Below are 12,677 nucleotides of genomic sequence, written 5' to 3' on the forward strand. Positions count from 1 at the left end.
GACCCGGTGGACCAGGCGTCCCACCGGCTTACTCGGCGGGTCACCTGCCGGACGTCGAACCCGGATCTCCGCGAACGAGAAGCCACGGGAGCGGCGTGCCCTGGAGTTGGAGAACGAGTGTGCCGACAGGGTCGCCGGCAAGGGGTACCGGGTTCACCAGAACCCCACGAGGCAGGAGGTCGCGGACGCGCGACGCGAGACCGGCGATTCTGGGAGGCCGGAGAAGGCACCCGACTTCCTCATCGAGGGGCATGTCTTCGACTGCTACGCGCCCACTGCCCCTGTGCCGCCCCGCGCCGTCTGGAGCGCAGTGTCCAGGAAGGTCGACACGGAGCAGACCCAACGCGTGATGTTGAACCTCCACGACTGGCGAGGAGACCTCGTCGCCCTGCACAAGCAGTTCCACGATTGGCCCGTAGCAGGGCTGAAGGAACTGGCGGCGGTAACGCGCGACGGTGCGATCATTCAGATCATCCGGCGAGACTGATGAAGGGGTGCAGATGGCTGTCGAGTACCGGTTGACGCTGGCGGGCGACATTCCACTGGAGCAGGTGGCGGAACTTGCTGCTCCCGGAGCAGTCGAGACGTCCACGGCGTCCGGCGGCAGGATGCTCAGCGCCGACCTGAACGACAATTGCGGGTACGTCGTGGACATCACTGGCGGAAGGCACGGCTACTGCAGTGCCGAGGACGACGGTGGCGCTCTGTGGGAATGGGAGCCGGAGACCTACGTCGACGTCAGCTTCTACATGCGCAAGGACACCCTGGTCGACAAGGGCAAGCCCCACATGTTGGCAACCGTGGCCAGGATCCTCACCGGCAGGGCCGAGGACGCCGCCCTGACCCTCAACGGCGATGTACTGATGCTGACGCGCATCGCGGGGACCATCCAGAAGCACAACACCGACGGCTGGTACGACGAAGACTACGACAGGATTCTTCACCTCTGACAGGCGTACGTCCTCGGCTGGACCCACCACAGCCACTTCCCCCGACCAACCCGACCGGAAGTGCCTCAGTATGCGCAGCCATGACCTCACGCCCGGACGGATGATCGGCGTCACCTTCGATCATGGCGAGGACTTCTTCACCGCCCTCGCTGACGCCTGCCGCGCCAACGGCATCCGGTAGGGCTACATCCCCGTCTTTATCGCCGAGTTCAGCACGGTCGAGATCGTCGGCACCTGCCAGCGTCCGGACGACCTCCAAGCCCCGGTCTGGGACCGGGTGCACCTGACCAACGTCGAAGCGCTCGGCGGCGGAACCATCGCCGACGACGACGCACACGACCGGATCGCGCCGCACATCCACGTCAGCGTCGGATTCAAGGAGCACAGCGCGACCGGCCACACCAGTCACCCGCTACGGTCCAGTTCCTCACCGAGATGCTGATCATCGAGGTCGCTGCGCCCGTCATGCGTCGTATCCCCGAGGCGAGCCTCTACGACGTGCCGCTGTTGCGTATCGGCGACAACTGACCGACCAGTGGCATCCACGACCGCCACACACACTGGATCGCTGCCCTAAGCCACGGCGTCTCGGTAGCAGCCGCAGCTGCGCCCTCGTCGAGCAGGACTACCTACGCCGAGTCCTCCTGCGGGAGGGGCCGACCTGGGGCACGCAGGCTGCCATCATCGCGGCATGAGCGCGTGTCGGGTCAGCGTGCTGGGGAGCCCCAGGTCTCGGTCATGGCGGCGATCCGCGCGGTGACCGTGTCTGGATCGACGAGTTGGTGCAGGTGTCCACCGGGCTCCTCGGCTACGTCCCAGCCGCGCTTGCGCGACTCCTGCGCCATGCGGTCGTACGGCGGTCCGAACAGCAGATACCCGCATGGCCGATGGTCCCAGCCAGCGGGGACAGGAATGTGTTGCTCGTAGTAGCTGATTGGGAGCCTGGGCTGCTCGGCCGAGACGGCCCACCTGGTCTGCGGATCGGGGAACAACGTGCCGACGTCTTCCTCGTCCCACCACGTCGTCCACTGCGGCAGCCGGCCCCGCGTGACCTTGGTCCGGAGGTAGGCCAGCCGCTCGGGCGATGCGGCGGGCGTGGATCCGGCCCGCGGGGGCAGCCGGGCATCGACGAAGAGACACCCGACGACCGGACGTCGCACCGCCTGCACGATAACCGGAACCAGCAGGCCGGCGTTGCTATGCGCTACCAATACGATTGGCTGACCCTGCGGTAGGCAGGAGAGGCTTCCGTTGATGGTCGCGCTGACGCGCGGCCAAAACGGTGGGTCGTCTACGTCGACCACGTCGATCAGTGACGGCACCACCGTCTCAGCACCCAGAGCTGCGAGCCGGGCCGCCACGGCCGTCCACGTCCGAGGACCCAGCAACAGGCTGTGCACCAGCACGAACCCAGGCATCACCCGCTCAGCATCGACGACGTTGCCTGCCGTCCGCTACCCGAGCCGTTCATGCCGAATGAACAGGATCGCGCCCACACCTCCCAGCACGCAGCGCGCTTGTCGGCCGGCAACAGGGCGGTGCCGGACGCGTGGTCAGCGACAGAATCGGATGCCGTCGGCGGCATCGCCGGCGCTTATTCCGTCCCGGTGAACACTGCCAGCGCCAGATGATGCGCGGTTGACCGAAGCTCCCGAAGGATTCACCTACCGCCTGCGAAGGAGTGCGACGTCGAGCTGCTCCATTATGGCCGACCTGTGAGCGTCCTCCGTGGCGACGCAGCGGTTCGGTTCCTGACGGAAGTTGACCGGAAGGACCCGCAGAAACTGGTGACTCGCCTCGCGCTCGGGTCGGCATGTGCAAGGGGACTTCGGCGAGGGGCGGCACATGTGCGCTGAGCGCCCATCTACGCTGATGCCCCGCACTGCCTGAGTCTCCCGGGAGGGAGGCATTCAACGTGAGGCGAGGAGTTCGGTGATGATGCAGCCCCAGGAGGAGGCCCCGCCATTGATGCGGTGGGCTGTCCCCAGCCAGGACGGCACTAAATACCTTGGCTTGTCGGTGCGCGCGGGCGAAACCTTGGTCTTCGTCGGCCCCAACGGGGCTGGGAAGTCGGCCCTCAGCTTCTGGCTGAGTGTCAACAAAGGAGACTGGCCTGCGCCGATAGTCAGGGTCATCGCGCACCGCCGAATCTGGCTGTCCTCTGCTGGCGCGGAGATGACAACTAGCCAGCGGACGCAGACCGAGGCCACCTTCGAAGCTTACGACTCGCAGCCCAACTCTCGCACCACTGTCGTGTTGGACGAGCAGCGTTCGGCGAGAGTGCTGTACGACCTGCTCGCGAAGGTCAACATGCGGAATGCCCATGCTGCCGATCGATACGACCGAGGCGAGGTAGCCGCTGCTGGCGATGGCGTGGAAGAAGGCATGCTGGCCAAACTCGAACGTGTCTTCGCGGCTGCAGGCATGGCTCTTCGCTTTCGCGTTACGGACACGGGTGGATTCGACGCCGTCACCGAGGCCGGTACCCCTTACCCGATCTCTCAGATGTCAGACGGCGAGAAGGGAGCGTTCCTGCTGGCGTCAGAGGCGCTGCTCGCCCCACCTGGCAGCGTGTTGCTGGTCGACGAGCCCGAACGACACTTACACCGATCGATCTCGTCGGACTTCATCGTGGCCCTCACGCTAGAGCGGCCTGATGCCGGGTTTATTCTATTTACGCATGATCTCGATCTGCTGAGTAAGTTGGACGCGACGTCTACCACCGTTTGCACTGTGAGTGCGGTCAGCTGGAACGGACCAAACCCATCGGGTTGGGCCGTCCGAATAGAGCAACGGAAGTTGGACGTACCCGACTCCGTCCGGCAGGCTATTCTGGGAGGCCGATCAAAACTGTTGTTCGTGGAAGGCGAGGTCTCAAGCCTCGACTTTGCGCTGTATCGCCTCCTCTTCCCTGACAGATCGGTCGTGCCGTGCGGGGGCGGTGAGGGAGTCAAGCGGGCCGTCGCCGGACTCAATGAGTCAGAGTCTTTCCACTGGGTTGACGGACGTGGCGTGCTCGACGGGGACGCGCGCAGTGCGAATGAAGTCGCCGCGATGGCAGCGAAGAAGATCTTGGTGCTGCCGGTTAACGAAGTCGAGAACCTGTACTACCTCTCTTGGATAGTCGACGCCGTCGCCGAGCATCAAGGTTTGACGCTCGGGGAGGATGGAGCCTCGATGGCTGCCGAGGCGCGAGGCGCAGCATTGACGTCGCTCAACGACCAGAACATCAGGCATCTGGCATCCGAGAATGCGATTAAGGTTCTTCGTCAGCAGGCGATGGCGCACCTCCCTGGAGCCAATGAACTCATGCAGGCTGGGTCGACGGTGACCATTAACCTCGAATCGACATATCAGACCCAAGAGGCGGACCTGCGAGGCTGCATCGACGGTGCCGATTACGATGGCGTGCTTGAGCGCTTCTCGGTACGGAGCAGCGGGTTCCTGACCGCCTTAGCCAAGCGTCTTCGTTTTTTGAATCACGACGACTACGAGAAGGCTGTCCGATCCCGTTTGCTTAGCACTCCAGAACTCCTCGACAGGCTCCGCACTGTCGTGGGGGAACTACCCTAGTCGCCACCCTCTCAGCATTGATCCTTCTCGGTCGCGGATAAGCAGACGGGGGATCAGAACCTCTGCCACGATCAACCATTCCGACACGGTGCGAGCGTGCGGAACGCGCGCTTCTCGGCATGAGCGGACACCTGATGGGACCGTCGCCGTAGGCATCAGGGTGGTGCGTCGTCTTCACAGGCTGGACGCACCAACCCCATGAACCAAGCCTCCGCCAACGTACTCGGCGGGCCTCGCCTTCGGCGGGGGTGAGGCCGAGGGCTGACACCGCGTCGGTCACCGCCGTCCGGCGCCTGGCCGACGGGTCCCGGGCCGAGAGAGCGCACATCATGATCATCGACGATGTGCTCGGTGTGTGCTCTCCAGCGGGTGCCAACCCGGGTGAACCGGTGCCAACGCGGGTCACCGCGGCCGACCGCCGGTCGCAAACCGGGGTTCGTGTGCTCGGCGTGTGGTCCTGGGCTGCGACAACGGGGCCCGACTGACGTGGGTGAACGTGGGCCACTCCCTGCCACCCCAGGTGAACCCCCAGGTCGCTAGACTGTGCCCTCGCGCCCCCGTAGCTCAGGGGATAGAGCATCGGTTTCCTAAACCGTGTGTCGCAGGTTCGAATCCTGCCGGGGGCACCTCGAAGATCAGCAGAAAGACCTTCTGGCCAGGGAGTTTGCACCTCCGTCGATGCGTTGCTCTATGCAGTGGTGTGTCGCCTGATGCCGCTACTTGTCGCTGTCCACGGACTATTCACGGACTGATTTTGGCGGAGCTTTGCCAGGTCGCGCTACCTGTGCCGGGCAAGATCCGGTTGGTGGGGGCTGTCGCCGCGCCTAGCCACCGCAGTTGTCCCGCGCGTCTTCGATCCGCTGCCTAACCGCTTCCTGCCTCCTGGGCGGTGGTCCGGCCGGCGGGCAGGCCACCTGTGGGTGTCAAGGCTGGCTCTCGCGCACACTCCATCGCTGCAGCCAGTCAGCCCGACAAGGGCGAGGACGCACCCGCTGCATCCACCGTTCGAGTAACCCCTGCATTGCCTTCCGTGACGCTGTTTGGAATGCTTGCGCCAGGGTGCGCGGAGGGGCGGGATGCTGACTGCTGGGCCGATTCTGGCTACGGGTGAGCCCCCGATCAACTTCCGTGCACATGAGGTACGAACAGGCAACTCAGCCGGCGCCCGCGATGACTTCGAGCAGATGCTCGCCATGCTGGTCCGCGCCACGCATCCAGGCGCGCGCCTGATCGCCGCGAATCCCGGCGACTGGGCCATCGACGTTCTCGTTGGTGACCTGGCTGGCGCGGTCGTCATCTGGCAGGCCAAGTATTTTATGCCCCTCGTCACCGAGTCACACCAGGCGCAGATCCGTGAATCATTCACATCCGCATTGAAGGCAGCTCAGGAGCACGGCCACCAAGTACGTCACCTGCAACGACTCATCGCACGCCGCAACGCTTACCTCGCCGCTACCCTGGCACTTCCCTACGACGAGTCGCGCAGGAAGTTCATCGGTGGGGGCGGGGCATAGATGGGGCACAAGACACCAGCAGACCGAGACGCCGGCACGGCCGCTTGTGCCGGTGCGCTGGCCAATCGGGAGGAGATCAGGGCGCGTAGGTGGGGTCGGCGACGGTCTTGGCGATGAGGGTCAGCCAGTGCAGGTCGTTGGCTTGCGATTCTGGACTGGACTCGGGGTTGAGGATGCTGCCGAGAAATACGGCGACGTCGTCGAGCTGCCGCTCGGCGCGGTAGTAGCTCAGCATGGTCTGGTCCGGTTCCAGCGGCCCATAGCCTCGACGGAAGAGTTCGGCGCGGTGCGCGTTGACCGGGTGCTCGCCGAAGTCTTGGCTGTAGACGAACATCAGGTCCCGCTCGCGCGGCGCCAGGATCGGCGCATCCCAGTCCACGACGTGCAGTGGACCGTCGTCGTCAGCGAGCAGGTTGCCGGGGTGGATGTCGGCGTGGCAGAGCACGTGTTGAGCTTGCGTCACTCGGGAGGCGAGGCCATCGACCGTTGCGGACAACCGATGTAGCGCTGCACCGTACCGGTCCCAGAAAGCGCCGAGGGTCTCGCTCGCTGCGGCCTGCTCCCCGAGGATTCGCAGCCGCTCGCCCGCGCTCGATCGGTAGGTCTCGACCGGCAAGACCGCGGCGAGATCGGCGCTCGGCCTGACCGCGTGCAGCCGACCCAGGAACTCCCCGTACTCGACCCATTGACCGTCGGTGAGGCCGCGGCCCCACAGACTGCCGCCGTCGTGGAACGGATAGAGCAGCAGCTGGTAGTCCCCGAACCCGCGACAGGCTCCGCCCCCTGGAAGGTCGATCGGCGCTACGACCTGCCTGACGCCCTGCGCTCGAAGGAAGCGAGGCAGCAGGACGGCCGCCTGAGTGAACTCACCGCGGCGCATCTTCAGGAAGTAGCGCTCGCCGTCAGACGTGTCTACCCGGTACGCCCATGCCTGCCCGTCGAGCCCGACCGGCATGAACACGAGATCGGCCACGTCCACGGCCCAAGCGGCGGCCACCTCGGCCGCGAGCAACCGTTCGTCAACGTCAGGCTTGTCGAACATCGACGGAGCGTTGCAGCTCGCAGTCCGTCCAGCAAGGGATTTGCCACCTGTAGGCGGAGTCAGCAGATACGTGTGGCGCACGTCACGAGCCGTAAGATTTCAAGCCGCGTCTGACTGACCTGTTCCCAGTACTGAAATCCCGTTGCGTACTCCCGTGCGGCTCTGGACTGTGAGAGGGCGGCCACCCCTGCCCTGCCTAGGGATGGCCATCGTCGTGGCTGGACGGACCTCTGAGTGCTGTTGTCGTTGGGTGTAGGCACGCTGGTCCAGCCGCCGGGCCGGCATTACCGTCGGCCGCATGCCCGAATTGATACTGCCGACCATCGGCCTGCACGCTGCATTTCTGCAGTGCCGCGACGACTGGGGCCCCGGCGTGCACGAGGACGGCTTCGGCCTGGGCGCTGACGACGACGTGGATTCGCCGGATGGCTTCGCTCATTGGGTGCATCGGCAGGTCCGGCTGGCCCATCCGAGGGGAACGCCGTGCCCGGACGAGGAGCACAGCTCGCCTCGGTGGATCGTCGAAAACGGCCAGGTTCTCGGCGGGGTGGCCCTGCGGCACACATTCGACGACGCCCTCGGGCAGATCGGCTACGGCGTACGTCCCTCCGCGCGTGGACGCGGCGTGGTGAGTTGGGCGCTGGGCGAGATGCTCAAGGAGGCCCGGGCTGACCTGGGCCTGGACCGTCTCCTTGTTACCTGCCTCGCGGACAACCTTGCCTCGGCACGAACCGTCGAACGCAATGGCGGTGTTCTTGAGGGCATTCGCGACACCGAGCATGGCCCGGTGAGGCGCTACTGGATCAACCTCGTTCGGTGATTCTGTCCCACCGCGCCGGTCAGGGGACGATGACCACGCCGCCGCGTACGCCGCCCTGGGCAAGCCGTTCGTGGGCGGCGGCCGCGTCGGCGAAGGGGTACACGCCGGCGACCCGCAGCGGGATGTCGCCGCTGGTGACGAGTTTGACCAGTTCTGCCAGGCGGGATCCGTCCGACTCCACCTCCAGCGCGAAGGTCCGGATGCCCCGCACCGGCTCCGGGCGCAGCGGAGGTGACGCGGCCACGTAGCCGCCGCCGTCCCGGACGTGGTCCAGCAGCGAGGAACCGATCACCGCCAGGTCGATGACCGCGTCGTACGTCCCCGTCGGTTCGTCGGAGCGCGACAGGAACGCCGCGCCCAGCGACTCGATGAACTGGCGGTCGTCGGCTCCGGCGAGTCCGGTGGCGTGCAGGCCGGCCGCCCGTGCCAGGGCCAGGACGAACCCTCCGGCCTGCCCGGCGGCGCCGGTGACGAGCACGGTCGAGCCGGCCGGGAGCGCGAGCAGGTCGAGGGCCTGGGCGGCGGCGAGGCCGTTGGTCGGCAGGGTCGCCGCCTCGGTGGCGGGGACGCCGGTGGGTGCGGCGGTCAGCGAGGTGGCGTCGAGCACCACGTACTCCGCGTGGGCCCCGGCAGTGGTTTGCAGCCATGGCGAGAAGCCGATGACCTCATCGCCGATCGCGTACTCACCGACCGATGGCCCGACGGCGTCGACGGTGCCGACCACGTCCCAGCCGGGCGTGTACGGCAGGCCGGTCGGCAGCGGCGCCGGGAACCGGCCGGAGCGGACCATGAGGTCGACCGGGTGGACGACGGACGCGGCGACCCGTACCCGCACCTGTCCCGGTCCGGCTTCGGGCGTCGGTACATCCGCCACGTGCAGGACCTCCGGCCCTCCGAACTCTTCGTAACGAACTCCGCGCATCGTCGTCTCCCTCGTAGCCGTCGTGATCACCACGACCGTACGAAGCGACGGGCACCGTGAGAAAGTAGGTACCTCGAAGTGCGTAGGGCACCGCAGGAGGGCAAGATGACGACGACAACCGCAGCGCAACGCCGCGAGCAGGCAAAACGTGATTACGACGCGTTCCTGGAGCGCTGCCCGACCCGGGAGCTGCTGAGCAGGCTCACCGACAAGTGGGTGGCGCTGGTGATCCCGGCGCTGGCGGACGGCCCGCAGCGGCACGGCGAACTCGCCCGACGCATCGCCGGCATCAGTCAGAAGATGCTCACGCAAACCCTGCGGACGCTGGAGCGCGACGGCCTGGTCACCCGTACGGTCACCGCGTCGGTGCCGGTCCGCGTCGACTACGAGCTCACCCCGTTGGGCCATGAACTGTTCCCAGTCATGATCTCCATCAAGGACTGGGCGGAGTCACACATGGACCGTGTGTTCGAAGCCCGAGCCCGATTCGACGCACTCCCCTGAGGGGGCTCCGGAGGCGCGATTCTGGTCCAGCACCGACCGAACGGCAGTCACCAGCGGTAGGCCAGGTTCACGGCGAGTGCGGCCAGCACGGTGACGAAGAAGACGGCCCATCCCACGAGATGACGTGACCCCACCCGCAGGTGCGCGATGAGCGCGCCGACGAAGTACAGCACCAGCCCCGCCGCGGCGAGGGTCCCCAGCAGCGGTACGGCGAAACCGGCCAGCAGTCCCACGGAGCCGGCCGCCAACAGCAGGCCCAGCACCGGTAGCCAGGACCGTGGCACCCGCTTCATGTCCGCCTGGGCCTTGGGATAGTCGTGGCCGATGAGGTAGGTGACCGCGGCGATGCCGGTGAACACCGAGGCGAGGATGGTGACTGTCACGTAAGCGGCGAACATGGACCCTCCCTGTGGTTTTGTCACCTCAGGGACGGGGCAGCTCCGCGAAACGTTACGGGCGTGGCGCGCTCAGCAGAACCCGGTGCCCTCCGGGGCATCCCGGAGGGCACCGCGTCGTCGCAGGGTCAGAGGAATTTGTACATCTCGGCGGAGGCCGGCTCGGTGTCGCCGGCGGGCGGCGCGGTCACCGAGACTTGCTCGCCGAAGCCGCTCATCTTCATGTCGGTGACGAGATCACCGACGCTCTTCGTGGCGATCGTGTAGGACAGCGCGGTGAGCCGGCCGTCGGCGTCGACGGTCGCCTCGAAGGGGACCGCCGTGGGGTCCTTCGCCAGCTTGGCGGTGGACTTGAGGCCGTCGCGCATTCCACCGTCGGCGCCGGCGGCCTCCGCGGCCTTGTTCAGGTCGGCGGTGCCGCTGTAGCGGCCGGGGCTCACCTCCTGGGCGGTCACGATGCCGCCGATGATGCCGGTCTGCGCCTTGAGGTCGAACGACTGGCGCAGCGAGCTGGTCGGCCGGAGCTTGTTGAGGTCGATCTTCATCCAGGGCTTCTCGCCCTCGAGCGAGTCGGACTTGATGTAGGCGGCATCGCCGATCAGCCGGGCCTCGATCGGCTCCGGGGCGTTCCCGGTGACGTGGATCGCCTTGGCGGCGGGGTCCATCTTGCCGCTGAGGGTGATCGACTGGTTGCCGGCCTTGACCGAGGCGTCCATGGTGACCGTGCCGGCGAGGCTGCGGTCCATGGCCTGCCGGACGGCGGCGACCGGTTCGACCTTGGTCGTGGCGGGGGCGGCGGAGGGGCCGGCCCCTCCGGTGTTGTCGCCGGAGGTGGTGCCGCAGCCGGCCACGAGGGCGGCGGCGAGGGCAATCGAAAGGGTAGGGATCAGTCGACGCATAGACGCGACCCTAACCAATGGGCACCACCCCCGGTGTACGACGGCCACCCGCAGGTCAGTCCGCCGGCAGTTGATCGGCCCGGGTGAGCACCCGGTCGACGAGGCCGTACTCCCGGGCCTGCTCGGCGGTGAACCAGCGGTCGCGGTCCCAGTCCCGCTGGATCTCGTCGAGTGTCCGTCCACTGTGCTGGGCGATCAGCTCCTGCATGGTCCGTTTCACGTGCAGCATGTTCTCCGCCTGGATGGTGATGTCCGAGGCGGTGCCGCCCATCCCGCCGGAGGGCTGGTGCATCATGACCCGCGAGTGCGGCAGCGCGTACCGCTTGCCGGCCGTGCCGGCGCAGAGCAGGAACTGCCCCATCGAGCCGGCGAACCCGAGCGCCAGCGTGGCCACGTCGTTGCGGACGTAGCGCATCGTGTCGTAGACCGCCATTCCGGCGCTCACCGAGCCGCCCGGCGAGTTGATGTAGAGGTAGATGTCCCGGTCGGCGTCCTCGGCGGCGAGCAGCAGGATCTGCCCGCAGATCTGGTTGGCCGACTCCTCGGTCACCTCGGTGCCGAGGACGACGATCCGCTCCCGCAGCAGCCGCTCGAACACCTGGTCACCGAAGGTCGGTTGCCCGCTGTCCCGCATCTGCACGCCGTACCCGATCATGTGTCGCCGCCTTCCGCCGTGCCGGCGGGCGGCGGGACCGCCCGGGGAGCCGGCTCCTCCAGCGTGCGCGCGGCGGCGGTCGCGGCCCAGGGATTCTGCCGGCGGCAGATCCGCCCAGGGCAGAACCCCGGCCGGCCTACACGAGGGTCAGTCGCCGCCGGCCCGCCCGGGCCCGGCGGCAGGCCAGCATCTTGGAGGTACGCGGACCGGGGCGCCCGGCCGACGTGGAGGCGATCAGCCGAACCCGCAGCCCCGCTCCTTGGACGGTCGACCCGACGGGCGAGGCTGGACCGCCGACGTGCAGGATCGGCCCGCCCAGCCGCAGCACCGGCCCGGCCGGCTGCCCTACGGGGGCCGGGGCGGCGGCCACGGGTGGCGTCGCCCCACCCGGCTGGAAGCCGATCCGCAACGCGGGGCCGGTCTCGTTGCGTGCCGAGGGCGCCTGCTCCAGCCGGGCCAGGGCGGCCCGGGGCGCGGCGGGAATGCGACGCTCGACCCGGCGCAGGTCGTCGCGGGCCTGTTCGAGCAGGTCGGAAAGGCGGATGCCGAGTGCCCGGCAGATCGCCGCGAGCACCTCCGACGAGGCTTCCTTGCGGCCCCGCTCGACCTCGGACAGGTAGGGCACGGAGACCCCGGCGGACGCGGCCACCTCGCGCAGCGTGCGGCCCTGGCTCTGGCGCAGCCGGCGCAGCACCCCGCCGATCACTCGTCGCAGCAACGACATGCGGACCTCACTTTCGCGGTCGTCGTCGGAGGAACACCCCCCATCATGCCGGTTGTCGGACCCGTCGGCGGTCCCGAGCAGGCCCGCGCCGCCGTCCAGCGCGGGCCCGGCTCGTCACTGACCGTCTGGCTCTTGACGGTCCCCGTCGAGCAACTCATGGCCCGGGCGGTCTCCTCGACGCTCAGATCCTGGAAGTACCGCAGGACCAGCACCGCGCGTTGGCGCGGCGGTACCTGCCGCAACGCACCGACCAGGGTGATCCGGTCGGTCGGGTCGACCGTGGTCGTCGACACCTCGGGCAGGGCGGCGCCGAGCCGGACCCGCGCCCAGCGCGACCGCCGCTCGTCGATCAGCCGCCGCAGCAGCATGGTGCGGACGAGCGCATCCAGGTGGTCGGCCTGCCGCGCTCGCGCCCAGGAGCGGTACAACTCGGTGAGCACGCGTTGCAGGATGTCGTCGCCCCGGTCCCAGTCCCCGCACATCAGGTAGGCGGTCCTTCGCCACTGGACCATCCTGGACTGGACATACTCGGTGTATTCGTCGTCGGCCTCGGTTCGCCGTCTGCCGCTCGTCACGAGGGTTGCGCCCCCTCCGTCTGCCGGCCTGCACCGGTTCGTTGTTGTCGCCCGATAGTCGTGTGCGGGGGCCGGTGCGGTTGTCCGCTGCGCGACCCGGGCGT

At 67.6% G+C, this 12,677-nt stretch carries 14 protein-coding genes, 1 tRNA gene and 1 pseudogene; 8 read left to right on the plus strand and 8 right to left on the minus strand.

From position 1 onward, the window contains the following. The first annotated feature begins 100 nt into the window (after positions 1-100). From ABZU53_RS17270 to ABZU53_RS17280, 3 genes and pseudogenes are all read left to right on the plus strand, one after another. Positions 101-487 carry a hypothetical protein gene (locus ABZU53_RS17270; RefSeq protein ID WP_355066753.1) on the plus strand — a complete coding sequence of 129 codons (387 nt, stop codon included), beginning with the start codon at positions 101-103 and terminating at the stop codon, positions 485-487. Between the two features lie 13 nt (positions 488-500). After that, complete coding sequence (locus tag ABZU53_RS17275) at positions 501-950, plus strand: SitI3 family protein (protein WP_355066705.1); 450 nt, start codon at positions 501-503, stop codon at positions 948-950. Between the two features lie 70 nt (positions 951-1,020). After that, positions 1,021-1,478: pseudogene (locus ABZU53_RS17280) on the plus strand (DUF296 domain-containing protein). Between the two features lie 179 nt (positions 1,479-1,657). Here ABZU53_RS17280 and ABZU53_RS17285 read toward each other — a convergent pair. Then, positions 1,658-2,368: an alpha/beta hydrolase gene (locus ABZU53_RS17285; protein ID WP_355066754.1), complete on the minus strand. Its 711-nt coding sequence runs from the start codon at positions 2,366-2,368 to the stop codon at positions 1,658-1,660. A gap of 517 nt (positions 2,369-2,885) precedes the next feature. On the opposite strand from ABZU53_RS17285, the gene ABZU53_RS17290 reads away from it, so the two are divergent. The 3 genes from ABZU53_RS17290 (at position 2,886) to ABZU53_RS17300 (ending at position 6,037) form a co-directional block, all read left to right on the plus strand. Then, positions 2,886-4,523 carry an AAA family ATPase gene (locus ABZU53_RS17290; protein ID WP_355066706.1) on the plus strand — a complete coding sequence of 546 codons (1,638 nt, stop codon included), beginning with the start codon at positions 2,886-2,888 and terminating at the stop codon, positions 4,521-4,523. 553 nt (positions 4,524-5,076) lie between these two features. After that, positions 5,077-5,149, plus strand: a tRNA-Arg gene (locus tag ABZU53_RS17295). Between the two features lie 450 nt (positions 5,150-5,599). Next, the gene (locus ABZU53_RS17300; RefSeq protein ID WP_355066707.1) at positions 5,600-6,037 is read left to right on the plus strand and encodes a hypothetical protein; all 438 of its coding nucleotides are present in this window, start codon (positions 5,600-5,602) and stop codon (positions 6,035-6,037) included. A gap of 76 nt (positions 6,038-6,113) precedes the next feature. On the opposite strand, the gene ABZU53_RS17305 is transcribed toward ABZU53_RS17300, so the two are convergent. Continuing rightward, positions 6,114-7,079 (minus strand): aminoglycoside phosphotransferase family protein, encoded by a 966-nt coding sequence (locus ABZU53_RS17305; RefSeq protein ID WP_355066708.1) that lies wholly within the window; start codon positions 7,077-7,079, stop codon positions 6,114-6,116. Between the two features lie 298 nt (positions 7,080-7,377). Between ABZU53_RS17305 and ABZU53_RS17310 the strand changes: the two genes are divergently transcribed. Next, positions 7,378-7,899, plus strand: a complete 522-nt coding sequence (locus ABZU53_RS17310; protein WP_355066709.1) for a GNAT family N-acetyltransferase — start codon at positions 7,378-7,380, stop codon at positions 7,897-7,899. Between the two features lie 19 nt (positions 7,900-7,918). Here ABZU53_RS17310 and ABZU53_RS17315 read toward each other — a convergent pair whose 3' ends face one another. Next, positions 7,919-8,821: an NADP-dependent oxidoreductase gene (locus ABZU53_RS17315; RefSeq protein WP_355066710.1), complete on the minus strand. Its 903-nt coding sequence runs from the start codon at positions 8,819-8,821 to the stop codon at positions 7,919-7,921. A 105-nt stretch (positions 8,822-8,926) separates the two neighbouring features. On the opposite strand from ABZU53_RS17315, the gene ABZU53_RS17320 reads away from it, so the two are divergent. Beyond that, complete coding sequence (locus ABZU53_RS17320; protein ID WP_355066711.1) at positions 8,927-9,325, plus strand: helix-turn-helix domain-containing protein; 399 nt, start codon at positions 8,927-8,929, stop codon at positions 9,323-9,325. A gap of 47 nt (positions 9,326-9,372) precedes the next feature. Here ABZU53_RS17320 and ABZU53_RS17325 read toward each other — a convergent pair whose 3' ends face one another. The 5 genes from ABZU53_RS17325 to ABZU53_RS17345 form a co-directional block, all read right to left on the minus strand. Next, complete coding sequence (locus ABZU53_RS17325) at positions 9,373-9,723, minus strand: DoxX family protein (RefSeq protein ID WP_354859563.1); 351 nt, start codon at positions 9,721-9,723, stop codon at positions 9,373-9,375. Positions 9,724-9,848: 125 nt separating this feature from the next. Beyond that, on the minus strand, positions 9,849-10,619 hold the full coding sequence (locus ABZU53_RS17330; RefSeq protein ID WP_355066712.1) for a hypothetical protein: 771 nt from the start codon (positions 10,617-10,619) through the stop codon (positions 9,849-9,851). 55 nt (positions 10,620-10,674) lie between these two features. Next, on the minus strand, positions 10,675-11,274 hold the full coding sequence (locus tag ABZU53_RS17335; protein WP_355066713.1) for an ATP-dependent Clp protease proteolytic subunit: 600 nt from the start codon (positions 11,272-11,274) through the stop codon (positions 10,675-10,677). A gap of 136 nt (positions 11,275-11,410) precedes the next feature. Then, entirely contained in the window at positions 11,411-11,998 is a 588-nt protein-coding gene (locus ABZU53_RS17340; RefSeq protein ID WP_354859569.1) for a helix-turn-helix transcriptional regulator, read from the minus strand. Further along, positions 11,977-12,573, minus strand: a complete 597-nt coding sequence (locus tag ABZU53_RS17345; RefSeq protein WP_355066714.1) for a SigE family RNA polymerase sigma factor — start codon at positions 12,571-12,573, stop codon at positions 11,977-11,979. Before ABZU53_RS17345 ends, ABZU53_RS17340 begins: the two co-directional genes overlap by 22 nt. Positions 12,574-12,677 lie beyond the last annotated feature (104 nt).

The sequence above is a fragment of the Micromonospora sp. NPDC005194 genome (assembly GCF_040608335.1).
In the GTDB taxonomy this organism is placed as follows: domain Bacteria; phylum Actinomycetota; class Actinomycetes; order Mycobacteriales; family Micromonosporaceae; genus Micromonospora.

What these genes read in the sequence shown, in the direction of transcription:
- ABZU53_RS17330 (WP_355066712.1), bottom strand. Translation starts at nt 10,619, where the DNA reads ATGCGTCGACTGATCCCTACCCTTTCGATTGCCCTCGCCGCCGCCCTC.
- ABZU53_RS17315 (WP_355066710.1), bottom strand. Translation starts at nt 8,821, where the DNA reads ATGCGCGGAGTTCGTTACGAAGAGTTCGGAGGGCCGGAGGTCCTGCAC.
- ABZU53_RS17290 (WP_355066706.1), top strand. Translation starts at nt 2,886, where the DNA reads ATGATGCAGCCCCAGGAGGAGGCCCCGCCATTGATGCGGTGGGCTGTC.
- ABZU53_RS17310 (WP_355066709.1), top strand. Translation starts at nt 7,378, where the DNA reads ATGCCCGAATTGATACTGCCGACCATCGGCCTGCACGCTGCATTTCTG.
- ABZU53_RS17340 (WP_354859569.1), bottom strand. Translation starts at nt 11,998, where the DNA reads ATGTCGTTGCTGCGACGAGTGATCGGCGGGGTGCTGCGCCGGCTGCGC.
- ABZU53_RS17300 (WP_355066707.1), top strand. Translation starts at nt 5,600, where the DNA reads ATGCTGACTGCTGGGCCGATTCTGGCTACGGGTGAGCCCCCGATCAAC.
- ABZU53_RS17285 (WP_355066754.1), bottom strand. Translation starts at nt 2,368, where the DNA reads ATGCCTGGGTTCGTGCTGGTGCACAGCCTGTTGCTGGGTCCTCGGACG.
- ABZU53_RS17320 (WP_355066711.1), top strand. Translation starts at nt 8,927, where the DNA reads ATGACGACGACAACCGCAGCGCAACGCCGCGAGCAGGCAAAACGTGAT.
- ABZU53_RS17325 (WP_354859563.1), bottom strand. Translation starts at nt 9,723, where the DNA reads ATGTTCGCCGCTTACGTGACAGTCACCATCCTCGCCTCGGTGTTCACC.
- ABZU53_RS17305 (WP_355066708.1), bottom strand. Translation starts at nt 7,079, where the DNA reads ATGTTCGACAAGCCTGACGTTGACGAACGGTTGCTCGCGGCCGAGGTG.
- ABZU53_RS17335 (WP_355066713.1), bottom strand. Translation starts at nt 11,274, where the DNA reads ATGATCGGGTACGGCGTGCAGATGCGGGACAGCGGGCAACCGACCTTC.
- ABZU53_RS17275 (WP_355066705.1), top strand. Translation starts at nt 501, where the DNA reads ATGGCTGTCGAGTACCGGTTGACGCTGGCGGGCGACATTCCACTGGAG.